The sequence below is a fragment of the Pseudoroseomonas cervicalis genome (assembly GCF_030818485.1).
In the GTDB taxonomy this organism is placed as follows: domain Bacteria; phylum Pseudomonadota; class Alphaproteobacteria; order Acetobacterales; family Acetobacteraceae; genus Pseudoroseomonas; species Pseudoroseomonas cervicalis_A.
This window is the reverse complement of the sequence record NZ_JAUTAJ010000004.1, coordinates 2,085,329-2,108,127: the sequence shown is the minus strand read 5'-3', so window position 1 is coordinate 2,108,127 and position 22,799 is coordinate 2,085,329. Positions and strand designations below refer to the sequence as shown.

20 protein-coding genes are annotated in these 22,799 nt (G+C 72.2%); 10 read left to right on the top strand and 10 right to left on the bottom strand.

Features of this window, described 5'->3' with window-relative positions; genetic code table 11:
• Nucleotides 1-19 precede the first annotated feature (19 nt).
• Together QE401_RS13725 and QE401_RS13720 are read right to left on the bottom strand one after the other, a co-directional pair.
• Nucleotides 20-835, bottom strand: coding sequence for a lipid-binding SYLF domain-containing protein (locus QE401_RS13725; protein ID WP_307138741.1), 816 nt, complete (start codon nucleotides 833-835; stop codon nucleotides 20-22).
• Nucleotides 836-1,037: 202 nt separating this feature from the next.
• Entirely contained in the window at nucleotides 1,038-1,670 is a 633-nt protein-coding gene (locus tag QE401_RS13720; protein WP_307138740.1) for a histidine phosphatase family protein, read from the bottom strand.
• A gap of 199 nt (nucleotides 1,671-1,869) precedes the next feature.
• On the opposite strand from QE401_RS13720, the gene QE401_RS13715 reads away from it, so the two are divergent.
• Nucleotides 1,870-2,310, top strand: coding sequence for a hypothetical protein (locus QE401_RS13715; RefSeq protein WP_307138739.1), 441 nt, complete (start codon nucleotides 1,870-1,872; stop codon nucleotides 2,308-2,310).
• A 121-nt stretch (nucleotides 2,311-2,431) separates the two neighbouring features.
• On the opposite strand, the gene QE401_RS13710 is transcribed toward QE401_RS13715, so the two are convergent.
• A complete protein-coding gene (locus QE401_RS13710) occupies nucleotides 2,432-3,247 on the bottom strand; it encodes an ABC transporter permease (RefSeq protein ID WP_373461442.1) in 816 nt (271 codons plus the stop codon).
• The gene (locus QE401_RS13705; RefSeq protein ID WP_307138738.1) at nucleotides 3,244-4,008 is read right to left on the bottom strand and encodes an ABC transporter ATP-binding protein; all 765 of its coding nucleotides are present in this window, start codon (nucleotides 4,006-4,008) and stop codon (nucleotides 3,244-3,246) included. The genes QE401_RS13710 and QE401_RS13705 overlap by 4 nt, the downstream gene beginning before the upstream one ends.
• A 153-nt stretch (nucleotides 4,009-4,161) precedes the next feature.
• Here QE401_RS13705 and QE401_RS13700 point away from each other — a divergent pair, with 153 nt between their 5' ends.
• A complete protein-coding gene (locus QE401_RS13700) occupies nucleotides 4,162-4,716 on the top strand; it encodes a DUF2889 domain-containing protein (protein WP_307138737.1) in 555 nt (184 codons plus the stop codon).
• A gap of 180 nt (nucleotides 4,717-4,896) precedes the next feature.
• Here QE401_RS13700 and QE401_RS13695 read toward each other — a convergent pair whose 3' ends face one another.
• Both QE401_RS13695 and QE401_RS13690 read right to left on the bottom strand, forming a co-directional pair.
• Nucleotides 4,897-6,540, bottom strand: coding sequence for a tetratricopeptide repeat protein (locus QE401_RS13695; protein WP_307138736.1), 1,644 nt, complete (start codon nucleotides 6,538-6,540; stop codon nucleotides 4,897-4,899).
• Between the two features lie 52 nt (nucleotides 6,541-6,592).
• The gene (locus tag QE401_RS13690; RefSeq protein WP_307138735.1) at nucleotides 6,593-6,883 is read right to left on the bottom strand and encodes a BolA family protein; all 291 of its coding nucleotides are present in this window, start codon (nucleotides 6,881-6,883) and stop codon (nucleotides 6,593-6,595) included.
• A gap of 96 nt (nucleotides 6,884-6,979) precedes the next feature.
• On the opposite strand from QE401_RS13690, the gene QE401_RS13685 reads away from it, so the two are divergent.
• The 4 genes from QE401_RS13685 (at nucleotide 6,980) to QE401_RS13670 (ending at nucleotide 11,591) form a co-directional block, all read left to right on the top strand.
• Nucleotides 6,980-7,588 carry a J domain-containing protein gene (locus QE401_RS13685; protein WP_307138734.1) on the top strand — a complete coding sequence of 203 codons (609 nt, stop codon included), beginning with the start codon at nucleotides 6,980-6,982 and terminating at the stop codon, nucleotides 7,586-7,588.
• Nucleotides 7,589-7,673: 85 nt separating this feature from the next.
• Nucleotides 7,674-8,681: a cobaltochelatase subunit CobS gene (cobS, locus tag QE401_RS13680; RefSeq protein WP_307138733.1), complete on the top strand. Its 1,008-nt coding sequence runs from the start codon at nucleotides 7,674-7,676 to the stop codon at nucleotides 8,679-8,681.
• Between the two features lie 85 nt (nucleotides 8,682-8,766).
• Nucleotides 8,767-10,635, top strand: a complete 1,869-nt coding sequence (gene cobT / locus QE401_RS13675) for a cobaltochelatase subunit CobT (RefSeq protein WP_307138732.1) — start codon at nucleotides 8,767-8,769, stop codon at nucleotides 10,633-10,635.
• On the top strand, nucleotides 10,632-11,591 hold the full coding sequence (locus QE401_RS13670; RefSeq protein ID WP_307138731.1) for an esterase-like activity of phytase family protein: 960 nt from the start codon (nucleotides 10,632-10,634) through the stop codon (nucleotides 11,589-11,591). The genes cobT and QE401_RS13670 overlap by 4 nt, the downstream gene beginning before the upstream one ends.
• Nucleotides 11,592-11,658: 67 nt before the next feature.
• Here the strand turns inward: QE401_RS13670 and aroB are convergent, their stop codons facing one another.
• Nucleotides 11,659-13,407: a 3-dehydroquinate synthase gene (aroB, locus tag QE401_RS13665; RefSeq protein ID WP_307138730.1), complete on the bottom strand. Its 1,749-nt coding sequence runs from the start codon at nucleotides 13,405-13,407 to the stop codon at nucleotides 11,659-11,661.
• A gap of 52 nt (nucleotides 13,408-13,459) precedes the next feature.
• Here aroB and QE401_RS13660 point away from each other — a divergent pair, with 52 nt between their 5' ends.
• From QE401_RS13660 to QE401_RS13650, 3 genes are all read left to right on the top strand, one after another.
• Nucleotides 13,460-13,606: a hypothetical protein gene (locus QE401_RS13660; protein WP_007003794.1), complete on the top strand. Its 147-nt coding sequence runs from the start codon at nucleotides 13,460-13,462 to the stop codon at nucleotides 13,604-13,606.
• 23 nt (nucleotides 13,607-13,629) lie between these two features.
• Nucleotides 13,630-14,514, top strand: a complete 885-nt coding sequence (locus QE401_RS13655) for a site-specific tyrosine recombinase XerD (protein ID WP_307138729.1) — start codon at nucleotides 13,630-13,632, stop codon at nucleotides 14,512-14,514.
• Nucleotides 14,515-14,742: 228 nt separating this feature from the next.
• The gene (locus tag QE401_RS13650) at nucleotides 14,743-15,699 is read left to right on the top strand and encodes an acetyl-CoA carboxylase carboxyltransferase subunit alpha (RefSeq protein WP_307138728.1); all 957 of its coding nucleotides are present in this window, start codon (nucleotides 14,743-14,745) and stop codon (nucleotides 15,697-15,699) included.
• Nucleotides 15,700-15,796: 97 nt separating this feature from the next.
• Here QE401_RS13650 and QE401_RS13645 read toward each other — a convergent pair whose 3' ends face one another.
• From QE401_RS13645 to QE401_RS13635, 3 genes are all read right to left on the bottom strand, one after another.
• Complete coding sequence (locus QE401_RS13645; protein WP_307138727.1) at nucleotides 15,797-16,825, bottom strand: sensor histidine kinase; 1,029 nt, start codon at nucleotides 16,823-16,825, stop codon at nucleotides 15,797-15,799.
• A gap of 199 nt (nucleotides 16,826-17,024) precedes the next feature.
• Complete coding sequence (gene argJ / locus QE401_RS13640; RefSeq protein ID WP_307138726.1) at nucleotides 17,025-18,260, bottom strand: bifunctional glutamate N-acetyltransferase/amino-acid acetyltransferase ArgJ; 1,236 nt, start codon at nucleotides 18,258-18,260, stop codon at nucleotides 17,025-17,027.
• Nucleotides 18,261-18,512: 252 nt separating this feature from the next.
• Nucleotides 18,513-19,604, bottom strand: a complete 1,092-nt coding sequence (locus QE401_RS13635; RefSeq protein WP_307138725.1) for a peptidylprolyl isomerase — start codon at nucleotides 19,602-19,604, stop codon at nucleotides 18,513-18,515.
• Between the two features lie 318 nt (nucleotides 19,605-19,922).
• On the opposite strand from QE401_RS13635, the gene secA reads away from it, so the two are divergent.
• Nucleotides 19,923-22,655 (top strand): preprotein translocase subunit SecA, encoded by a 2,733-nt coding sequence (secA, locus tag QE401_RS13630; RefSeq protein WP_307138724.1) that lies wholly within the window; start codon nucleotides 19,923-19,925, stop codon nucleotides 22,653-22,655.
• Nucleotides 22,656-22,799 lie beyond the last annotated feature (144 nt).

Genomic DNA, 22,799 nt, shown 5'->3' with positions numbered 1-22,799 from the left:
TGTGTCGGGCGGGTTCCGCTCAGCGCAGCGGCTGGGACTGCACCCCGCCGCCCGGCTGGTAGGAGGGCGGCGGCTCATAGCCGGGCGTGGTGGGCGGGATCGCCGCCTGGCCGGCCGGGGCGGGCGGCACCGCGCCGGCGGGCGGGGTCTGGCCGCCGAAGCGCAGCAGCACGGCGCGCAGCGGGTCGGCGCCCGGATTGTGCGCCGCCATGTCGATGACGATCTGCCGCGCGCTGTAGCCCTGGCCGTAATAGGCGCGGTTGGCCTCGCTGCGGCTCGACAGCAGCGAGCCGTCGAGCGCGATGCCGGCATAGAGGCCGCGGCTCTTGGCGAAGGTGACGATGTCGGCGCCGACGGCCGCGGTGGTGGAGCCGGCGATGCCGCCGCCGATCGTCGCCACCGCGATGGAGGCGTCCGCGCCGATCTTGAACTGGCTGTCCATCAGGGCGGAGAGGCCCTTGTCGGTCAGCACCATCATCATGACCATGGCGTCCTGCACGCCGATCTGGAAGCCGATGCTGCCGCTGCCCATGCCGTAGAAGGCGGGGGAGGACCAGGAGCCGGCGCCGTCGCGCGCCAGCAGCACGCAGGAGCCGCCCTGGCCGCCCAGGATGAAGCCGGCGCGGAAGATGCGCGGGCAGACCATCACCGCGCGCGCCCGGCGCAGCAGGGCGATGGCGTCGTTGAAATGCGCCGCATTGTCGCCGCCGCCGGCGCCGAGCATTTCCTGCACGGCCAGCGTCGAGCGGTCGACCAGCGCCTGCTCCTCCACCTGGGCGGCGGCGGGGCGGGCGAGGGCGAGCATTCCGGCCAGCGCCAGGGCCAGGGGGGCCATGAGCGGGGCCATCACCGACCGTGCCGAGACCGATGCGCAGATCGAGCGCCGCATGAGCATCCTCCGCCAAGCTGTTGGGGAGACATGAACTCCTGACTGCGGCATGACAAGGGCAAGTTGCGGCCGGCCGGTGGCGCGCGGCCGGGCGCGGCAACACAATTGCGGGCGTTGGCGCGGCCGGGGGCGCGGCGGGCCGCCGGTGTCAGGCGCTGGCGCCGGCCGGCGGCTCCTCATTGACCGAGACGATGCGCCAATCCGCCCCATGCTTCTCCAGCCGGGTCAGGGACAGGTTCTTCACCGAGAGCTGGAAGGCCTGGTGCGGGTCGAGCCGCAGCGCATGGGCGAGTGCGGCGCGGATCGAGCCGCCATGCGCCACGATCACCACATCCTGCCCTTCGAGCGCCTCGGCCATCTCTTCCAAAGCGGGGCCGACGCGGCCGATGACGTCCTGCAGGCTCTCGCCGCCGGGCGGGCGCTCGAAGGCGCCATGCGGCCAGAAGGGGTGGGGCGGGTCGTTCAGCAGCTCGGTCAGCGCCTCATGGGTGATGCCCTGCCACTGGCCGAGATGCTGCTCGGCGAAGCGCGGCTCGACGCTCATCACCGGCGCGGCGTAGCCGGCGGCGAAGATCGCCTCGGCCGTGGCGCGGGTGCGCGACAGCGGCGTGTGGAACCAGCGCGCCCCTTCCGGCAGGCGCTGGGCCAGCCAGCGATAGGCGGCGCTCTCCTGCGCCAGGGCCAGGGCGCAGATGGAGACGTCCATGTCGCCATACATCACCACCCGGGCGGAGGGTTCGACGATGGCGTGGCGGATCAGGAAGAAGCGGGTCGGGGTCACGCGGCTGCTGTAGAGCAGAAACCCGGCCGAGGAAATCCGCCCCTCCCGCCGCCGCGCCGCGCGGCACGGCGGGTCCGCCTCGATTTACCGTAACTTTACCGAAACGGAGTGATGCTGCGCCCCGACAGAAGGACGCGGTGCCGTGGGGCCAGTCCCGCCACCGCCTGACGCACCCCCGTGGGGGGTGGAGGAGCGCAGGATGCCGCTTTCGCCGCACGACATGCCGCTGCCCGCCGAATGGCCCACCACCGTGCCGATGGCCATTTCCTGGACCGGCCCCGCCGCGGCTGCCGCCTCGGCGCCGGCCTCGCCCGCCGCGCCATCCTCCCTGGCCGAGGGCGCGCTGCCGGCCTGGTCCGCCGCCCCGGCCGCCCTGGCCGAGCAGGCGGCGCAGCTGGCCTTCAACGCCACCCTGCCGGGCTGGGACGAAACCCCGCCCCAGGCCGAGCTGGCTTCGCTGGCCGCCGCCCTGGCCCTGCATCTGAGCCTGCAGCCCGAGGCCTGCATCGGCTTCGACGCCGCCGCGGTGCTGGACCCCACCGAGGATGCGCCGGAGCCGAGCCGGGAGGAGCTGGCCCAGGCGCTGGGCCGCCTGCTGCGCAGCCCGGCCGAGGCCGCCGACCGCCTCTGGTTCGGCTGAGCCGCCGCATCCGGCCGGGCGCCCGGTCCTGGGGCGCCGCCAGGCAAGGCCGCGGGCAGGGGGCGCCGGGCACGCCCCGCCTCGGTCACGGAATGGCCCGGCGGTTCAGCGCGGCTGCGCGCTACTCGCCAATATTGCTCAGCGCGCCGCTGCGCCGCGCCGCCTCGAACTGGCCCAGGAACACCCGGCCCAGCACCAGCAGCCAGAGCGCATCCAGCGCGAAGGCGGCTAGCAGATGGCCGCTCGCCACCTCGCCCTGCAGCAGCGCCGCGCGCATGCCCTCGAACACATGCGCCGCCGGCAGGGCGGAGGCCACCCATTGCAGCGCCACCGGCAACGTCTCCATCGGGTAGAAGACGCAGGCAAAGGGCGTCAGCCCGAACAGCACCGACCAGGCCAGCGGCTCCGCCCCCGCCCCGTGCCGCAGGATCATGGCGGTGACGCCGAGCGCCACGGCCCAGCCCATCATCATCAGCGCGGCGAAGAACAGCACCACCACCGGCCCCAGCGCGAACAGGCCGAAGCCGTAGAGCAGCCAGGCCAGCCCCACCGCCGGCAGCACCCCCACCAGCATGCGCAGCGTGCTCATCACGATCAGCCCCGCCACCAGCTCACGCGGGCGCAGCGGGCTGACGAAGAGATGGCCGAGATTGCGGCTCCAGATCTCCTCCAGGAAGGAGAGCGCGAAGCCCATCTGGCTGCGCAGCGCCACCTCCCACAGCAGCACACCGCCCAGCAGGATGCCGGCGGCGACGCTGCCGGTGTTCTGCTGCACGCCGGCCAGATAGGCGGTGACGAAGCCCCAGACCAGCATCTGCAGCACCGGCCAGTACATCAGCTCGATCAGCCGCGGCCAGGAGCGCCGGTAGAGCGCCAGATGCCGGTAGACCAGGCCCCAGACGCGCTGCGCCGCGCCGCCCATCGCCCCGCCGCTCATGCGCCGGCCCCCGCCGCGCTGGCCGCACCCTGGCCGCGCGCGATGTCGAGGAAGACATCCTCCAGGCTGTCGCGGCCATAGCGGGCGACCAGCGCGGCCGGCGCGCCCTGGTCCACCAGCCGGCCGCGCTTCATCACCAGCACATGGCCGCAGAGCCGCTCCACCTCGGCCATGTTGTGGCTGGCCAGCAGGATGGCGCAGCCGCTCTCCGCCCGGTAGCGCTCCAGCCAGCCGCGCACCCAATCGGCGGTGTCGGGGTCGAGGCTGGCCGTCGGCTCGTCCAGCAGCAGCAGCTCGGGCCGGTTGATCAGTGACTTGGCCAGCGCCACCCGCGTCTTCTGCCCGGCCGAGAGCTGCCCCGCCGGCCGGTCCAGGATCTCTTCCAGTTGCAGCTCGGCGGCCAGCTCGGCGATGCGGCGGTCGGCGCCGCGCACGCCGTAGAGATGCGCATAGACGCGCAGATTCTCGGCCACACTCAGCTTGTGCGGCAGGGCGACATAGGGAGAAGAAAAGTTCATCCGCGCCAGCGCCGCGAAACGGTCCCGCGCCATGTCATGGCCCAGCACCAAGGCGCGCCCCTCGCTCGGCACCAGCAGGCCGAGCAGCATGGCGATGGTGGTGCTCTTGCCCGCGCCATTGCCGCCCAGCAGCCCCCAGGTGGCGCCGCGCGGCAGGGCGAAGCTCAGCCCCTCCACCGCCGCCGCGCCCCCGCCATAGCGCTTCGTCAGGCCCTCGGCCCGGATCACCGCATCATCCTGCATGGCACCGGATTAGGGGGCGAAGCGGCCCGTGCCCAGGGGGGGGGAGGGGCCCGCGCCCGGCGCGGGGCGGCCGCGCGCCGCGCCGGTTTGCCGCCGCCATCGCGGCCATGCCATACCGGAGGCTATTGCGCTGCATCATGCCGGGAGCCTGCCATGCCCCTCTCCCCGCCCGCCGCGCGCGCCCCCCTGCACCGGCGCCAGCTGGAGATGCGGGGCTATGCGCGCGAGGACGGCCTGTTCGACATCGAAGGCCATCTGATCGACACCAAGCCCGAGGGCTTCGAGACGGTGGACCGCAGCGTCCCCGCCGGCGAGCCGCTGCACGGCATGTGGATCCGCCTGACCATCGATGAGGAGATGGTCATCCAATCCTGCGAGGCGGTGACCGACCACAGCCCCTACGCCATCTGCCCCGGCGCCGCGCCGAATTTCGCGCGGCTCGCGGGCCTGAAGATCGGCGGCGGCTTCAACCGCGCGGTGCAGGAGCGGGTGGGCGGCGTGGTGGGCTGCACACATCTGCGCGAGATGCTGGCCCAGCTGGCCACCGTCGCCTTCCAGGCCACCTATGCGGTGCGCCTGGCCCGGCGCCAGCGCGACTCCGGCAGCACCCGTCCGACCGCGCTGATCAACACCTGCCTGGCCTATGCCGAGGACAGCCCCGTCCTCGCCCGCCAGTTTTCTTCCAGGCTGCCGCCGTCTTCCTCATAGGCGGGACTCTTTTTCGGGCTGCCGCCGTCGCGCGGGGAGGCGGGGCGCCGCATGAGCCATACCGCGCCGCCGGCGAGCGCGGCGGCGCCCGGCCAGCGGCCGCCCTCGGGCGGGTCTTCACGCCGCCGCGCGGCCAGGCCCTGCCGCGCTGGCAAGGCCGGGCGGGCAGAGACAGGCCTCTCAGGCGTCGGCGCTGAAGAACTCGTTCAGCCAGCGGCGGAAGCGTGAGGGCGACGGGGCGCTGGCCTCCACCACCTCCTCCTCCGGCGGGCCGAGGCGGCGGGCCAGCGCCTTCACCCGCGTATCCTCCGGCAGCCGCTCGGCCGCCAGGGCGGCGACGCGCTGCGCGGCGCTCAGCCTGCCGCTGCGCTCCAGCGCCCGCGCCAGCCCGATCTGCGCCGCCGCATTGTCCGGATCCAGCTCCACCGCGCTGCGGTAGACCGGCTCGGCCTCGGCCGGCTCGCCGATATAGAGCAGCAGCTGGCCGAGCCAGAGGCAGGTCTCCGGCTCGTTGCCCAGCGCCTCCATCACGCGCCGCGCCAGCAGCACCGCCTCGGCCCGCTCGCCGCGCGCCGCCAGCGTCTGGCTGAGGCCGAGCAGCGCCTTGGGATGGGTGGGCTCCACCTCCAGCACGGCGCGATACTGCAGCTCCGCCCCATCCGCCTTGCCGGTGTTCAGCAGCATCTGCGCCAGATGCATGCGCAGCCCGACATCCTTCGGCACCTGCTCCACCGCGCCGAGGCAGAGCTCCACCGCCTCGTCCAGCCGCTTCTGCGCGCCGAGCGACAGGCTGAGCCCCTGCCAGGCGCCGCCGCCCTGCTGCGGGTTCAGCGCCAGGGCGGAGCGGAAGGCGCGCTCGGCCTCGGCGAAATTCTTCATGCCGAGCATCAGGTGGCCGACCCGCGCATGCAGCGCGGCATCCTGCGGCCAGGCCTTCAGCTGCAGCATGGCGATGTCGCGGGCGCGGCGGTTCTGCTTGCGGTCGCGCAGCTCCTGCACCCGCAGCGCCAGCATGCGCTGCACATCGCCGCTGATGACGCTGCGCGTCAGTCCCTGCTTGCGGGCGCGCCGCCACAGCGCGTTGCCCAGCCGCAGATGGCCGCGGCGGAAAGCGGCATTGCCCAGATGCCGCGCCCAGTGCGGGCTGTCATGCCGGCGGGCGCGCAGCTCCGCCGTCAGCCCCGCCAGGTCGCGCGCCAGGATCAGCCGGAACACCTCGCCCAGGAAGGCGCTGTCGACCAGCAGCCAGATGGCGGCATGGTCCATGAAGGGGGTGCGCAGCCAGTGCACGCCGCGCCGCGCCAGGCGCAGCGCCTGGCCGCGATCCTCCGGCATGTAGGGGTCGGCCAGCATCACCGCGAACTCGCCGGCCTCGCCCGGCAGCACCGCCATATGGGCGTGCAGCGCGGGGTGGTGGAAATTGTGGAAGCGGCTGTCCCAGGGCACCTCGTCCGGGTCGATGCTGTCCTGCGGGCAGACCGCCAGCGCATGCGCCGCCCCCAGCCGCGCCGCGTGCTTCAGCGCGGCATGGCCGCCCATGCTGTAGCCATAGGCGATGGCCGGGCCGCGCAGCGCCGCCTGCACCGCCGGCGCGGCCGCGGCCACCGAGGCGGCGGGGTACCAGTTCTCCGCCTTGGCGACGAAGCCGATGGCGTCGATGCCGAGCTTCTCCGCCGGCTCCTGCCCCCAGATGGCGTGGCCGCGCGGGCGGAAGGTGAGGTCGGCGAAGGTGATCAGCGTGGGCGCGTCCGCCGCCGGCGCAGCGGCCGGGCGGTGCACCACCAGCAGATGCTCGTCCTCGTAGAGGATGCTGCTCTCGGTCATGCGCATCTCCTCACGGCGCGAAGCGGTATCGCTGGGCGGGCCAAGGCCGCGCTCAGCGGGGGCCGCCGGGCGCCGCTTCCTCGGGCGTCAGCAGGCGCAGCGACAGCGCATGCAGCCCGCTGCCGAATTCGGCGGCCAGCGCGGCATGCACGGCGCGCGACCGTGCCACGCGGTTCATCCCCCGGAAATCCGGGGCGATCACCACCAGATTGTAATGCGTCTCGCCCCCCGGCCGGGCGCCGGCATGGCCGGCATGGCGGTGGCTGTCATCCTCGATCCGGATCTCGGCCGCGGCGAAGGCCTCCAGGAGGACTTCCCGCATGCGTTCGGCGCGTGTCAGCATGGCCGGTGGTTTTCCACGCGCCGGCCGCTCTGCCAAGCGAAAGGTTTGCAATCTGCCGCCTTGCGGCCCCACTCATCCAGGACCATAAACCTCCAAATGGCCCGCCGCGGCGAACGTCCCCGATCCGACAGCTCCACCCCCTTCAGGCCCTGCGACGCGCCGGGCTGCGAGGCTGCGGGTGAGTTCCGTGCCCCGCGTGACCGGTCACGCCTGCGCGACTACTACCATTTCTGCCTGGAGCATGTCCGCGCCTACAACCAGGCCTGGGACTACTACAAGGGCATGGCGCCGGATGAGATCGAGACGGCGCTGCGCGACGACAGCGGCTGGCAGCGCCCGACCTGGCCGCTCGGCCGGCTGGGCGGCACGCGCAAGCTGAACCCGGAGATCTTCCGCGATCCGCTGGGCCTGTTCGGCGAGGCGCCGCCGACGCCCCGCAAGAGCGCCAAGGAAGCGCCGCCGGAGCTGCGCGCCGCGCTCGACATGCTGGGCCTTGGCTGGCCGCTCGAGGAGGAGACGCTGCGCGCCCGCTACAAGGAGCTGGCCAAGCGCTACCATCCGGACACCAATGGCGGGGACAAGACCGCCGAGGATCGTCTGAAGGACATCAATCGCGCCTACAGCCTGCTGCGCAAGCGGCTGGCGGCGGCGGCGCAGGAGGGCGCGGCCAAGCCCGACCCCTCCGCCGCCAGCCGGGCCGCATGAGAGACACGGGCGAGACGAACCAGGCCGGCCGCGCGCCGCGCGGCGGCGAAGCCCAGAGCGAAGAGAGCAGAGCGAAGAGAGCCCGATGACCAAGGTCGCTACCCTTTCCGACGTCCGCCCCACCTCCGCCATCGACCTTCCGGACATGACCGTGAAGGTGCGCGAGGTGTTCGGCATCGACAGCGACCTGGAGGTGCCCGCCTTCTCGGTCCGCACCGAGCATGTGCCGGAGGTCGATCCCACCTACAAATTCGACCGCGACACCACGCTCGCCATCCTCGCCGGCTTCGCCTTCAACCGGCGCGTCATGGTCCAGGGCTATCACGGCACCGGCAAGTCGACGCATATCGAGCAGGTGGCGGCGCGGCTGAACTGGCCCTGCATCCGCGTCAACCTCGACAGCCATATCAGCCGTATCGACCTGATCGGCAAGGACGCCATCGTCCTGAAGGATGGCAAGCAGGTCACCGAATTCCGCGAGGGCATCCTGCCCTGGGCGCTGCAGCACCCCTGCGCCATGGTGTTCGACGAGTATGACGCCGGCCGCCCGGACGTGATGTTCGTCATCCAGCGCGTGCTGGAGGTCGAGGGCAAGCTGACGCTGCTGGACCAGAACCGCGTGATCCGCCCGCATGGCGCCTTCCGCATCTTCGCCACCGCCAACACGGTGGGCCTGGGCGACACCACCGGCCTGTATCACGGCACCCAGCAGATCAATCAGGGCCAGATGGACCGCTGGAACATCGTGGCCACGCTGAACTACCTGCCGCATGCGCAGGAGAGCCAGATCGTCGCCGCCAAGATGGGCATCCGCGCCGACGACGCCGCCGCCAAGAAGCAGATCGACGCCATGGTGGCGCTGGCCGACCTGACGCGCGCCGGCTTCATCGCCGGCGACATCTCCACCGTCATGTCGCCGCGCACCGTCATCACCTGGGCCGAGAATGCCCGCATCTTCGGCGATGTCGGCTTCGCCTTCCGCCTGTCCTTCCTGAACAAGTGCGACGAGGCGGAGCGGTCCACCGTCGCCGAGTACTATCAGCGCTGCTTCAACGAGGAAGTGCCGACCGGGCTGCTGGTCCGCAAGAACTGATGGTCATGGCCAGGAGGGGCGCCGCCCCTCCTGGACCACCCCGCCAGGAGGCGTGGCCTCCTGGACCTCCGAGCAGAGGCGAGTGATGAGCGGCAGCAAGGACCCGACCCGGCAAGAAGAATTCAAGCGGGCGACCGCCGGCACGCTGCGCGCCATCGCGCGCAATGCCGAGGTGCAGGTGGCCTTCCAGCCCGGCCCCTCCGGCCTGGCCGGCAAGCGCGCCCGGCTGCCGCTGCCGACCCGCGCCCTGCCGCCCGGCGAGATGGCGCGGCTGCGCGGCGCCGCGGACGCCATCGCGCTGCGGCTGCGCCACCATGACGAGGCGGCGCACGCCGCCCGCACCCCGGCCCGCCGCGAGGCCAAGGAAGTCTTCGACGCCCTCGAACAGGCGCGCGTTGAGGTGGTGGGCTCCCGGCTGATGCCCGGCGTTGCCGCCAACCTCTCCGCCCGGCTCTCGGAGACCTGCGAGGCCGAGGGCTATGACCGGATGACCCGCAAGGACCAGCTGCCGCTGCCGGCGGCGCTGTCCCTGCTGGCGCGCGAGCGCCTCTCCGGCCAGCCGGCGCCCGAGGCGGCGCAGCGTGTGCTGGACCTCTGGCGCCATTCGCTGGGCGAGAAGGCCGACACGGCGCTCGACGAGATGGCCGCCGCCAGCGACGACCAGGACAAATTCGCCCGCGCCGCGCGCAAGCTGCTCTCCGCCCTCGACCTCGCCGAGGCCGAGGTGGAGGCCGAGGCCGAGGATGACGAGCAGGCCGAGGAAGGCGCCGAGGCCACCAGCCAGCAGGACAATTCCTCCGAGGGCGAGGCGCAGAGCCAGGAGAGCGACCCGACACTCGGCGCCCAGCCGGAATCCATGCAGGGCGAGGGCGCCGAGGAAGAGGGCGAGACCCAGGAGGAAGAGGGCGTCGCGGCCGAGGGCGAGGACCGCCCTGGCGGCCCGCAGCAGCGCCGCGAGGTGCCGCCGGCCGATGATTCCAGCGTCTACCGCGCCTTCACCAAGAAGTTCGACGAGGAGGTCTCGGCCGAGGATCTCTGCGATTCCGAGGAGCTGGCGCGGCTGCGCCAGCAGCTCGACCAGCAGCTTTCCCATCTGCAGGGCGTCGTCTCCAAGCTTGCCAACCGGCTGCAGCGGCGGCTGCTGGCGCAGCAGCAGCGCGCCTGGGAGTTCGACCTGGAGGAGGGCATGCTGGATGCGGCCCGCCTGGCGCGCATCGTGGCGAACCCGCTGCTCTCGCTCTCCTACAAGCGCGAGCGCGAGGCGGATTTCCGCGACACCGTCGTCACCCTGCTGATCGACAATTCCGGCTCGATGCGCGGGCGGCCGATCTCGGTCGCCGCCATGTGCTGCGACATCCTGGCCCGCACGCTGGAGCGCTGCTCGGTCAAGGTGGAGATCCTGGGCTTCACGACGCGCGCCTGGAAGGGCGGGCAGTCGCGCGAGCGCTGGGTGCAGGAGGGCAAGCCGCGCAATCCGGGCCGGCTGAACGACCTGCGCCACGTCATCTACAAGGCGGCGGACGCGCCCTGGCGGCGCGCGCGCAAGAATCTCGGCCTGATGCTGCGCGAGGGGCTGCTGAAGGAGAATATCGACGGCGAGGCGCTGGACTGGGCGTATCGCCGCCTGCTCACCCGCCCCGAGAAGCGGCGCATCCTGATGGTCATTTCGGATGGCGCGCCGGTCGATGACAGCACGCTGTCGGTCAACCCGGGCAACTATCTGGAGCGCCACCTGCGCAAGGTGATCGGCGATATCGAGGGGCGGCAGGCGGTGGAGCTGATCGCCATCGGCATCGGCCATGACGTCACCCGCTACTACCGCCGCGCCGTCACCATCGTCGATGCCGAGGAGCTGGGCGGCACGATGATGAAGAAGCTGGCCGAGCTGTTCGACGAGGATGCGGCCGCCGCCTTCCAGCGCGCCGCGACGGAGCGGGCGCCGCTGCTGGCGTGATCCGCCGCAACCGGCGCAGCCTGCTGCTGGCCGGGCTCGGCCTTGGCGGGCTCGGCGGCTGCCTGCTGCGCGGCCAGCTGGCCGAGATCGCGAAGCTGCCGCCGCTGCCCCTGCCACCGGGCGCGGCGCTGCGCTCGCGCGGGGGGCTGCTGCTCGACCGCGCCGCGATCGGCCATGGCGGCTGGTCGGGGCTGCATGTCGGCGACGACCTCACCCTCTCCGCCGTCAGCGACCAGGGCTATTGGATGCAGGGGCGGCTGGTGCTGGATGCCGCCGGGGCGCCTGTGTCGCTGGAGGGGCTGCGCACCGGGCCGATCGACAGCGGCTTCTGGCTGGAGCCGCCGGAGCGGCTGACCAGCGATGCGGAGAGCCTGGCGCGGCTGCCGGATGGCAGTTGGCTGATCGGCTTCGAGCGCTGGCACCATGTCACCCGCCATGCCCGGCTGGACGGCCCGGGCGAGATCTGGCCGACGCCGCGGGAGCTGGCCGATGCGCCGCTGAATGCCGGGCTGGAGAGCCTGGCGGTGCTGCCGGACGGGCGCTGCCTGGCGATCAGCGAGGGGCTGTGGACCGGGCCGCATGGCTGGCTGCGCGCCTGGCTGGGCGGGCCGGGGCGCTGGGTGGCGATGGGCTATCGCCCGGCGCCGGGCTTCGTGCCGTCGGATGCCTGCGGGTTGCCGGATGGCGGGGCGCTGGTGGTGGAGCGGGCCTTCAGCTACCGGCAATGGTTCCGCGGCCGGCTGGTGCGCCTGCCGCCCGAGATGCTGGCCGAGGCCGGCCCCGGCACGCTGCTGCAGGGCGAGGCGCTGCTGGAGGCCGAGGCCTTGCCGTGCGAGAACTGGGAGGCCGTCTCCGCCTTCCGCCATGCTGGCGAGCGCTGGCTGGCGATGCTGACGGATGACAACGAGGTTCCGGTCCAGCGCGGGTTGCTGCACCTGTTCAGCTGGCCCAACTGAAGGCGGGGTCCGGGGGAACCCTGTTCCCCCGGCGGAGGGGTCTGGGGAGGCGGAGCCTCCCCAGGGGTCAGCCGACGGCGCCCTCGGCCCGCAGCAGCGCCTCGACCATGGCCGGGTCGACATCATCCTTGGTGAAGGCCTGGCCCGGCCCGCGCAGCAGGACAAAGCGCAGGGCGCCGTCGCGCACCTTCTTGTCCTTGCGCATGCGGTTCATCAGCGCGGCCAGGGTGAAGCGGCGCGGCAGATGCGAGAGGCGGGCGGGCAGGCCGACCGAGGCGATATGCGCCTCCACCCGCGCCGGCAGCCCGGCGTCGCAGAGGCCGAGCAGGGCGGAGAGGCGGGCGGCGAGGCCGAGGCCGATGGCGACGCCCTCGCCATGCAGCAGGCTGCCATCGTAGCCGCATTCGGCCTCGATGGCGTGGCCGAAGGTGTGGCCGAGGTTGAGCAGGGCGCGGCCGCCTTCGGGGCTTTCCTCATGCTCGTCGGCGGCGACCACGGCGCCCTTCAGGCGGCAGCTTTCCAGCACGGCGTGGCGCAGGGCAGCGGGGTCGCCGGCGACGGCCTTCGCGCCATTCGCCTCGCACCACTCCCAGAGCGGGCCCTGCAGCAGGCCGTGCTTGGCGACCTCGGCATAGCCGGCGCGCAGCTCGCGCGGGGGCAGGGTGGCCAGGGCGCCGGTATCGGCCAGCACGATGCGCGGCTGGTGGAAGGCGCCGGCCAGGTTCTTGCCGGCGCGCAGGTTGATGCCGGTCTTGCCGCCGACCGAGCTGTCCACCTGGGCCAGCAGGGTGGTCGGGATCTGCACGAAGGGCAGGCCGCGCAGGGCGGCGGCAGCGGCGAAGCCGGCGAGATCGCCGACCACACCGCCACCGAGGGCCACGATGGCGGTGCGCCGGTCGACCCCGGCGGCCAGCAGGTCCTCCATCAGCGCGGCAAACTGCGAAAAACTCTTGGAGGCCTCGCCGGGCGGCACGGTCAGGCTGGCGCGGATCTCGAAGCCCGCCTCCTGCAGCCCCGCGCGCAGCCGCGGCAGGTGCAGGGCGGCGACGGCGGCATCGCTGACGATGGCGACGCGGCGGGCCGGCAGCACCGGGGCGATCAGCCCGCCGGCGCGGTCCAGCAGGCCCTCGCCCACCAGCACGTCATAGGCGCGGCCGCCGGAGAGCGGCACCGGCAGGCGGGCCGGCGGGGCATGGCCGGCGATCGCCTCCTGCACGCGGTCGGTGGTGGCGTCGGGGCTTTCGTCGGGGCAGTTCACGATGATATCGGCCTCGGCATAGAGCGGATGGCGCGCGGCCATCAGGCGGGCCAGGACCTCGGACGGGTCCTGGTTCAGGAACATCGGCCGCGTGGCGCGGCCGGAGACGCGCGGCAGCAGCACCGGGATGGAGCAGCGCAGCCAGACCGCCAGCGCGCCGGAGTCGCGGATGGCGCGGCGCGTCTCGGCATCGGCATAGGCGCCGCCGCCGGTGGCCAGCACCAAAGGCGGGCCGGCCAGCAGGCGGGCGATGACGCGGCGCTCGCCCTCGCGGAAATGCGGCTCGCCATAGCGGGCGAAGATCTCGGTGATGGGCTGGCCGGCTGCGGCCTCGATCTCGGTGTCCGCGTCGCGGAAGGGCAGGCCGAGGCGCTGGGCCAGGCGCTTGCCGATCGAGGATTTGCCGGCGCCGGGCATGCCGATCAGCACGATGGAGCGGGTCATCCCGCCGCGCGGCAGCAGGTTCGCCGCCGGCGCCGGGGCGAAGGGCGCGGGGTCGGCGTCGGGCGCCGTCGGTGCGGCGGGCGGAACGATGGCAAGGCCGAGGTTGCGTGACACAGGGACGGAAGGTAGCACAACATTCCCTGCGCGCGAGGATACCCGCTTCTCCATGTTCCGCCGCCCTTTGCTGCTCCTTCTTGTCATCCTGCTGCTGGCCGCCCTGGGCGGGCTGGTGGTGCTGGGCGCCTTCCCGCCGCCGGCCAATCAGGCGCCGGTGGAGCGTGTGCTGCCCAATGAGCGTTTCGGCACGCGCTGAGCCGGGCTGAGGCCGGGCCGCGGATGGACCGCCACAGCGAGGCCTTCCTGGAAATGCTGGCGGCCGAGCGTGGCGCCGCCCGCAACACGCTGGCCGCCTATCGGGCCGATCTGGAGGATGTCGCGGGTTTCGCGCGGCGCCAGGGCGGCACGCTGGCCGGCGCCGACACCGAGCTGCTGCGCCGCTACATCGCCGGGCTGACCGATGCCGGGCTGTCGCCGCGCACCGCGGCGCGGCGGCTCTCCGCCCTGCGGCAATTCTACCGCTTCCTGGCGGCGGAGGGCGTGCGCGCCGACGACCCGACCGAGATCCTGGACAGCCCGCGCCAGCCCTCCCGCGTGCCCAAGGCGCTGCGGCGGGAGGAGGTGGAGGCGCTGCTGGACGCTGCCACGCGCCTGCCGGGCAAGCGCGGCCCGCTGGCGACGGCGCTGCTGGAACTGCTCTACTGCTCCGGCCTGCGCGCCAGCGAGCTGGTCTCGCTGCCCGCACGGGCGCTCGCGCAGGACAGCCCGCTGGTGCTGGTGCGCGGCAAGGGCAACAAGGAAAGGCTGGTGCCGATCTCGGAGCGCGCGCGGCTGGCGGCGCTGTCGCTGCAGGACCCGAAGAAGCCCTCCAAATGGCTGTTCCCCTCGCGCGGGGCATCCGGCCACCTGACGCGGCAGAGCCTGCTGCTGCTGGTCAAGCAGGCGGCGCTGGCGGCGGGGCTGGACCCGGCGAAGCTCAGCCCGCATGTGCTGCGGCATTCCTTCGCCACCCATCTGCTGGAGGGCGGCGCCGATCTGCGCGCGCTGCAGATGCTGCTGGGGCATGCCGACATCGCCACCACGCAGATCTACACGCGCGTGCTGGAAGAGCGGCTGCGGCAGATTGTCGAGACGCACCATCCGCTGGCAGGAAGTGAAGTATAAGACCTTCTTTTTCTGAAGAAAAAGAAGCAAAAAGACTTTCTGTCAGGCTGCCGCCGTCTCCCGTTGAAGCGGGACGCCAAACTGATGAAAGTTTTTTGGTTCTTTTTTTCCAAAAAAGAACGCTTTCCCTGCCTTGCTGCAACGCCCACTGGCCTTGCGGGGCCTTCTGCGCTAGTGCGACGCCGCGCCTGCCGCCTGATTGCGGCGCTGTGACGGAACGGGATTGCGATGCGCCACTTCCTGGATTTCGAGAAGCCGCTTGCCGAGCTCGAAGGCAAGATCGAGGAACTGCGCCGCACCACCGATGCCGGCGGCATCGACGTGGCGGAGGAGGTCGGCCGGCTCTCCGACAAGGCGGAGAAGCTGCTGCAGGCGACCTATGCCAAGCTGACGCCCTGGCAGAAGACCCAGGTGGCCCGCCATCCGGACCGGCCGAAATGCCTGGCCTATGTCAGCACGCTGATCGAGGGCTTCACGCCGCTGGCCGGCGACCGCGCCTTCGCCGACGACGCGGCGGTGATCGGCGGCATGGGCCGCTTCCGCGGCCGCGCCGTGATGGTGCTGGGCACCGAGAAGGGCACCGACACCGAAAGCCGCGTGAAGCACAATTTCGGCATGGCCAAGCCCGAGGGCTACCGCAAGGCGCGGCGGCTGATGGAACTGGCCGGCCGCTTCGGCCTGCCCATCCTGTCCTTCGTCGACACCTCCGGCGCCTTCCCCGGCATCGAGGCCGAGGCGCGCGGCCAGGCCGAGGCCATCGCCCGCTCGATCGAGGCCTGCCTGGACGCGCCGGTGCCGGTGATCTCCACCATCATCGGCGAGGGCGGCTCGGGCGGCGCCATCGCGCTGGCTGCCGCCGACCGCGTGCTGATGCTGGAGCATTCGATCTATTCGGTGATCAGCCCCGAGGGCTGCGCCAGCATCCTGTGGCGCGACGCCGCCCAGGCCAGCACCGCGGCGGACGCGCTGAAGCTGACCGCCGAGGATCTGCGCCGCCTGCAGCTGATCGACCAGGTGGTGCCGGAGCCGCTGGGCGGCGCGCATCGCGACGCGGTCAAGACGGTGCAGGCCGTGGGCAACCAGATTGCCGCCTGCCTGGAGCCGCTGCTGGCGCTGGATTCCGGCACGCTGAAGGCCCGCCGCCGCGAGAAATTCCTGGAGATGGGCCGGCACGGCGTCGCCTGAGACCCGCCGCCCGGGCGCCGCGGCACCCGCCTGACCAGACGCGCCGCCGATGCCCGGCCAGGGCATCGGCGTTTTGCGTTGCGGGGCGGCCGGGATGCTAGTCGGCGGCGAAGACCAGGCGGCACAGCGTGCCGCCGCCGGGGGCGGGCAGCATCTCGAAACGGCCGCCGATCTGCCCGGCCAGAGCGTGCACGATGCGCAGGCCGAGGCTGCCGCTCTCGGCGGCGACGAAGCCCGGCGCCAGCCCCGCGCCATCATCCTGCACCGACAGCGCCAGCACGCCATCCGCGCCGCGCCGCAGCCGGATCAGCAGCCGGCCCTGGCGGTCGCGGAAGGCATGCTCCACCGCATTGGCCACCAGCTCGGCGGTGATCAGCGCGACCGGCACGGTCAGCTCCGGCGCCAGCGCCACGGGCTCGGCCTCGATCTCCGTCGTCACCGCCCGGGCGCCGCTGGCCTGCAGCACGTCCTGGCACAGGCTGCGCAGGAAGCGGTCGAAGGGCAGCCCGGCCTCGCCCGGCCGGTGCAGGCTGCGCTGGATGCGGCCGATCAGCTCCAGCCGCTGCGCCGCGGTGTCCAGCACGCGGCGGGCGGCGGGGTCGCGCACCTCGCTCCGCTGCAGCATCATCAGCGCCGCCAGCACCTGCAGATTGTTGGAGACGCGGTGCTGCAGCTCCTCGAACATCACCTCCCGCGTGCGGGCCAGCTGCTGGCTCAGCTCCGCCTCGCGCGATTGCCGGGCGCTTTCCGCCCGCAGCTGGCGCAGCGAGCGGTTCATCACATGGATCAGCAGCACCTCGAGGCAGAAGACCGAGGTGAAGAAGCCCAGCGCCAGCGCCACCGGGACGTTGAAGACGAAGCTCCGCGCCGGGTCGAAGAAGAAATACCAGGCGGCGACGGCCGAGGCCGCGCCCACCGTCAGCCCCGGCACCGTGCCGCAGAGGAAGGCGGTAACGATGACGGCGGGGAAGAAGGTGAGGAAGGGAAAGCCCGGCGGCAGATAGGGGTCGGAGACCAGCCGCACCAGCAGCGCCGCCAGGAAGAGCAGCCCGGCCACGCCCCAGCGCCAGAGCGGCGAGCGGTCGCGGATGCCGAGCTCGAGCAGCCTTTGCGGCAGGCTCAGCACCGGGTCGGGGCCGGGCGGTGGGGCAGGCGGCGATGCGGGCCGGGCCGGCGGGCGGCCGGCACAGGGCGAAGGGGCGGATACGACAGGAAGGGCACGCCCGAATGAAGCAGGCGGGGGAGGGCGGCGCAAGCGGCCTCGGCCGGCCGCGCCCTGCCGGGAGGGGCGGCCAGGCGGAAGGACCTGGCCGCCGGCTCAGCCCTCAGCTGCGGTAGCTGCCATTGATGTCGATATAGCCATGCGTCAGGTCGCAGGTCCAGGCGGTCGCCTTGCCCTTGCCCAGGCCGATATCGACGGCGATCTCGATCTCGCGGCCCTTCATATGGGCCACCACCGGCGCCTCGTCATAGCCGGGGACGACGCCGCCCTCCTTCGCCATCCAGGTGCCGCCGACGGCGACCGAGAGCAGGTCGCGATCGGCCGGCTCGCCCGCCTTGCCGACGGCCATGACGATGCGGCCCCAATTGGCGTCCTCGCCGGCGATGGCGGTCTTCACCAGCGGGGAATTGGCGATCGCCATGGCGATCTTCTGCGCCGAGCGGCCGGTGGTGGCGCCGGTCACGTCGATGCGGATCAGCTTCTGCGCGCCCTCGCCATCGCGCACCACCTGCAGCGCCAGGTCGAGCAGCAGCTCGTTCAGCGCGCGGGCGAAATCCTTCAGCATGGCGCCGCCCTCGGCGGGTACGCGCGGATGCTTCACCTGGCCGGTGGCGAAGACCAGCACCGTGTCGCTGGTCGAGGTGTCGCTATCCACCGTGGTGCGGTTGAAGCTGGCATCCGTGCCCTTCTTCAGCATCGCCTGCAGCGCCGCGGCCGGGATCTTGGCGTCGGTGGCGATGAAGCAGAGCATCGTCGCCATGTCCGGCGCCACCATGCCCGAGCCCTTGGCGATGCCGGCGATGGTCACCTCGACCCCGCCGATCTCCGCCTTGCGGACACAGGCCTTGGGGAAGGTATCGGTGGTCATGATGCCGCGCGCGGCATCCTCCCAGCCGGCCTCGGAGAGCTGGCCATGCAGGGCGGGCAGGGCGGCGGTCAGCTTCTCATGCGGCAGGGTCTCGCCGATGACGCCGGTGGAGGCCAGGAAGACCTCCTTCGGCTTGCAGCCGACCAGGGCGGCCGCCGCATCGGCGGTGGCCTGCACCGCGTCGCGGCCGGGCTTGCCGGTGAAGACATTGGCGTTGCCGGCATTCACCACCAGGGCGCGGGCCTTGCCGCTCTTCAGCGCCGCGCGGCACCAATCGACCGGGGCGCCCGGGCATTTGTTGCGGGTGAACACGCCGGCCACCGTGGTGCCGGGGGCGAATTCCATGAAGGTGAGGTCGTTGCGGCCCTTGTATCGGATGCCCGCCGCCGCGACGCCGAGCCGGACGCCGGCGATCGGCGGCACCGCGGGAAGCGGCATCGCGAGAGGGGAGACGGGGAGCTTGCCAGCCATGCGGGCGGGTCCTTCACGGGTCGACACAAGACAGCGGGGGAGCGCTCCCCCTCGGCCCCCGCGGCGGTGCCGGCGCAAGGCCGGCCCGGCGGCCGCGGGGCTGCGCCTCTTCTAGAGCGGGATCGGACAGGGCGAAATCGCCCAGATGCGCAAATCGCGCGGGCGGGGCCGCTGCCCCGCAAGCATCCGCGCGGCGCCCTAGGGAGCGCCCCGGGGGAGCATTCGGTGGGGCGCCGCGCGATCGTGTCCGGCTCAGCGGCGCGGCGGCGCCGCGCCATCCAGCAGCGAGGGCGCCTGGTTGCCGCCCTGGCCACCGCCCGGCGCGCCATTCTGCGCCGCCGGCGCCTGGGGCGAGCCGTCGAGGTTGAAGCGCTCGACCTTGGCGGCCGCCACGGTGCGCTCGACGGCGGCGTTCACCGCCTCCTCGAAGGCGGCCTTGCGCAGCTCCTCGACGCTTTCCTCGAAGCTCGGCACCGGGGCGGTGCGGCGCTCCTCCACCTTGATGACATGCCAGCCGAAGGGGCTGCGCACCGGCGCCTGGCTGATCTGGCCCGGCTGCAGGGCGAAGGCGGCCTCGGCGAATTCCGGCACCATGTCGCTCTTCTTGAAGAAGCCCAGATCGCCGCCCTGCTGGGTGCCGGGGCCGGTGGAGCGGCGCCGCGCCACCTCGGCGAAATCGGCGCCGGGGCGGCGCACCTCCTCCAGCGCCGCGCGCGCCTCGGCCTCGCTGGCGGTCAGGATGTGGCGCGCATGCACCTCCTCCTCGCCCGGCTTGCCGGCGATCTCGCGGTCATAGCGGGCGCGCAGCGCCTCCGGCGTCAGGGCCGGGGCGATGGCGCGGCGCAGCAGGGCCTGCTGCAGCTGCTCCTCCTCGGCGCGGCGGATGGCGGCCTGCACCTCCGCCTCCTTGTCGAGGCCCTGGGCGCGGGCGGCGTTCACCAGCGCCTGCTGGGCGATCAGCTGGTCCAGCACCAGCGGGTAGAGCATCTGCTGCGGCGCGGCGCGCAGCTCGGCCGGCAGCTGGGACAGCGCCTGCTCGATATCGGAGCGGCGCAGCTCGGTCCCGTCCACGCGGGCGACCACCGGGTTGGGGCGCTGGGCCTGGCTGCCCTGGGCATTGCCGCCCTGGGCATTGCCGCCCTGGGCCTGGCCAGCGGGGGCCTGGCCAGCGGGGGCCTGCCCGGCGGGCGCCTGGCCCGCCGGCGGCGTGGCCGGGGCGGGGGAGGCGGGCGCGGCCGGGTTGGCAGCGCCGGGCGCCTGGGCCGCCGCCGGCAGGGCCAGGGTGGCGGCCGAGGCCAGGAGCAGGGCGGGGAGGGTGAGGGTCGGGAAACGCATACGGGGCATGTGCCTTCGCGGCTGGACCATGCCAAGATGAAGGAAGCCCATCCGCTTCACAATGTGGGGGGATGCGCGGCCCGGCTGAAGGTTGCAGCGCGTCATGCGCGCCAGCGGCAGCGCTGCCTTTCCACGCTGTCATTCCGCCTTTCGTTGACCCGTGGACGGGTGGCGCCTATCTGTTCCGACCAAAGCAGCCTGTGACCGCCCCCGGCGGCCCCGGAGGCCGGCCGGCCCCAGGGGCAGGGCGCCTTCCGGTCCGAGACCCGACCGCACCGGCCGGGCACGGGGAGGGCGCAGGCGGCCCTCGGAGAGTTTCGACACAGCATGTTCGCCCGCCTCGCCCGCGCCGTCTTCGGCACCTCGAACGACCGCGTGCTGAAGCAGTTCAGCGCCCGGCTGCCCGCCATCACGGCCTTCGAGCCGAAGCTCGCCGCGCTGTCGGATGAGGAGCTGCAGGCGCAGACGCCGAAGCTGAAGGCCCGGCTGGCGGCGGGCGAGAGCCTGGACGCCATCCTGCCGGAAGCCTTCGCCACCGTGCGCGAGGCGTCGAAGCGCGTGCTCGGCATGCGGCATTTCGACGTGCAGATGATCGGCGGCATGGTGCTGCATTCGGGCCGCATCTCCGAGATGAAGACCGGCGAGGGCAAGACCCTGGTCGCCACCCTGCCGGTCTATCTGAACGGGCTGACCGGCAAGGGCGTGCATGTCGTCACGGTGAACGACTATCTCGCCAGCCGCGACAGCGCGCAGATGGGCCGGCTGTACAATTTCCTGGGCCTGTCCTGCGGCGTGATCGTGCACGGGCTGACCGATGTCGAGCGGCGCGAGGCCTATGCCTGCGACATCACCTACGGCACCAACAACGAATTCGGCTTCGACTACCTGCGCGACAACATGAAGTACCGGCTGGACGAGATGGTCCAGCGCGACTTCAACTACGCCATCGTCGACGAGGTCGACAGCATCCTGGTGGATGAGGCGCGCACGCCGCTGATCATCTCCGGCCCGGCCGAGGATTCCTCCGAGCTGTACCGCGCCGTCGACGCCGTCGTGCGCGTGCTGGTGCAGGACAAGGAAAGCTTCGAGAAGGACGAGAAGCTGCGCACCGCGGCGCTGACCGAGCATGGCACGGCGACCGTCGAGGGCATGCTGCGCGAGGCCGGGCTGCTGACCGAGGGCGATCTCTACGACTTCCAGAACGTCACCCTGGTGCACCACGTCAACCAGAGCCTGCGCGCCCATGTGCTCTTCGCGCGCGACGTGGACTACATCGTCAACCGCGAGGGCAAGCTCGTCATCATCGACGAGTTCACCGGCCGCATGATGGAAGGCCGCCGCTACTCGGAGGGCCTGCACCAGGCGCTGGAGGCCAAGGAAGGCGTCGAGGTCCAGCCGGAGAACCAGACGCTCGCCTCGATCACCTTCCAGAACTATTTCCGCCTCTATCCGAAGCTGGCCGGCATGACCGGCACGGCGTCGACCGAGGCCGATGAGTTCGCCGAGATCTACAAGCTGGAAGTGGTCGAGATCCCGACCAACGTCCCGGTCTCGCGCATCGACAGCGATGACGAGGTCTACCGCTCGGCGCGGGAGAAATACGAGGCGGTGGCGGTGCTGGTGCAGGAGGCGCAGGCGCGCCAGCAGCCGGTGCTGGTCGGCACCACCAGCATCGAGAAGTCGGAGCTGATCTCGGAGCTGCTGAAGGCCAAGGGCGTGCCGCACCAGGTGCTGAACGCCCGCTACCATGAGCAGGAGGCCGGCATCATCGCCCAGGCCGGCCGGCCGGGCGCGGTGACGATCGCCACCAACATGGCCGGCCGCGGCACCGACATCAAACTCGGCGGCAATGCCGAGATGCTGGCCGAGGCCAATTTCGACGGCCCGCATGAGGGGCCCGAGTGGGAGGCGCATCTCGCCGCCATCCGCGAGCAGGTGAAGGCGGATGAGGCGGTGGTGAAGCAGGCCGGCGGCCTGTTCGTCATCGGCACGGAGCGGCATGAGAGCCGCCGCATCGACAACCAGCTGCGCGGCCGTTCGGGCCGCCAGGGCGATCCGGGCGCCAGCCGCTTCTTCCTGTCGCTGGAAGACGATCTGATGCGCATCTTCGGCAGCGACCGCATGGGCGGGATGCTGCAGAAGCTCGGCCTCAAGGAGGGCGAGGCGATTGTCCATCCTTGGATCAACCGGGCGCTGGAGAAGGCGCAGAAGAAGGTCGAGGCGCGCAATTTCGACACGCGCAAGAACCTGCTGAAGTACGACGACGTCATGAACGACCAGCGCAAGGAGGTGTATTCCCAGCGCAAGACGTTCATGCAGGCGGCCGATGTGGCCGAGACGGTCGAGGAGATGCGGCACGAGACGATCGCCGCCATGGTCGCCCGCGCCATCCCGGAGAATGCCTATCCCGAGCAGTGGGACCTGATCGGGCTGCAGGAGAAGGTGCGCGACCAGCTCGGCCTCGACCTGCCGGTGGAGGCCTGGGGCAAGGAGGAGGGGATCGACGAGGTGGCGGTGCGCGAGCGCATCGAGGCCGCCGCCGACCAGGCCGCCGCCACCCGCGCCGCCAATATCGGCCCCGAGCTGATGCGCCAGGTCGAGAAGTCGGTGCTGCTGCAGGTGTTCGACGCGGCGTGGAAGGAGCATCTGCTGGCGCTCGACCATCTGCGCCAGGGCATCGGGCTGCGCGCCTATGCGCAGCGCGACCCGCTGAACGAGTACAAGTCGGAAGCCTTCAACCTGTTCACCGCGATGCTCGAGGATCTGCGCGAGCGGGTGACCTCGCTGCTGATGCGCATCGAGCTGAGCCCGGCCTCGCCGCCGCCGATGCCGGAGCCGGTGATGGTGACCGATATGCGCCACCCCGACCCGGCGATGGCCGATGCGGCCGCGGCGTGGGAGCATGCGGCGGGCGATGCCTTCGCCGCCCCCGCCCTGCCGCGCGAGAGCGAGGGTGTGGACCCGCAGGACCCGGCGACCTGGTACCGCACGCCGCGCAATGCGGCCTGCCCCTGCGGCTCGGGCAAGAAGTACAAGCACTGCCACGGCCGCAGCGCCTGAGGGCGCCGCGCCCCGCGACGAAAAAGGGCGCCTGACGGCGCCCTTTTTTATGCCCGTCTGACAGAGCCTTTCGTGCCGAGTGCCGCGCCCCGCCTGGCCACCAGGCGGCGGCAGCCCGACAGAAAAAAAGCGCCGCAGGCTCTT

Coding starts and splice junctions, on each gene's coding strand:
- QE401_RS13725 (WP_307138741.1), bottom strand. CDS start 835: ATGGCCCCCCTGGCCCTGGCGCTGGCCGGAATGCTCGCCCTCGCCCGC.
- QE401_RS13715 (WP_307138739.1), top strand. CDS start 1,870: ATGCCGCTTTCGCCGCACGACATGCCGCTGCCCGCCGAATGGCCCACC.
- QE401_RS13710 (WP_373461442.1), bottom strand. CDS start 3,247: ATGAGCGGCGGGGCGATGGGCGGCGCGGCGCAGCGCGTCTGGGGCCTG.
- QE401_RS13705 (WP_307138738.1), bottom strand. CDS start 4,008: ATGCAGGATGATGCGGTGATCCGGGCCGAGGGCCTGACGAAGCGCTAT.
- QE401_RS13700 (WP_307138737.1), top strand. CDS start 4,162: ATGCCCCTCTCCCCGCCCGCCGCGCGCGCCCCCCTGCACCGGCGCCAG.
- QE401_RS13695 (WP_307138736.1), bottom strand. CDS start 6,540: ATGACCGAGAGCAGCATCCTCTACGAGGACGAGCATCTGCTGGTGGTG.
- QE401_RS13690 (WP_307138735.1), bottom strand. CDS start 6,883: ATGCTGACACGCGCCGAACGCATGCGGGAAGTCCTCCTGGAGGCCTTC.
- QE401_RS13685 (WP_307138734.1), top strand. CDS start 6,980: ATGGCCCGCCGCGGCGAACGTCCCCGATCCGACAGCTCCACCCCCTTC.
- cobS (WP_307138733.1), top strand. CDS start 7,674: ATGACCAAGGTCGCTACCCTTTCCGACGTCCGCCCCACCTCCGCCATC.
- cobT (WP_307138732.1), top strand. CDS start 8,767: ATGAGCGGCAGCAAGGACCCGACCCGGCAAGAAGAATTCAAGCGGGCG.
- QE401_RS13660 (WP_007003794.1), top strand. CDS start 13,460: ATGTTCCGCCGCCCTTTGCTGCTCCTTCTTGTCATCCTGCTGCTGGCC.
- QE401_RS13655 (WP_307138729.1), top strand. CDS start 13,630: ATGGACCGCCACAGCGAGGCCTTCCTGGAAATGCTGGCGGCCGAGCGT.
- QE401_RS13650 (WP_307138728.1), top strand. CDS start 14,743: ATGCGCCACTTCCTGGATTTCGAGAAGCCGCTTGCCGAGCTCGAAGGC.
- argJ (WP_307138726.1), bottom strand. CDS start 18,260: ATGGCTGGCAAGCTCCCCGTCTCCCCTCTCGCGATGCCGCTTCCCGCG.
- QE401_RS13635 (WP_307138725.1), bottom strand. CDS start 19,604: ATGCCCCGTATGCGTTTCCCGACCCTCACCCTCCCCGCCCTGCTCCTG.
- secA (WP_307138724.1), top strand. CDS start 19,923: ATGTTCGCCCGCCTCGCCCGCGCCGTCTTCGGCACCTCGAACGACCGC.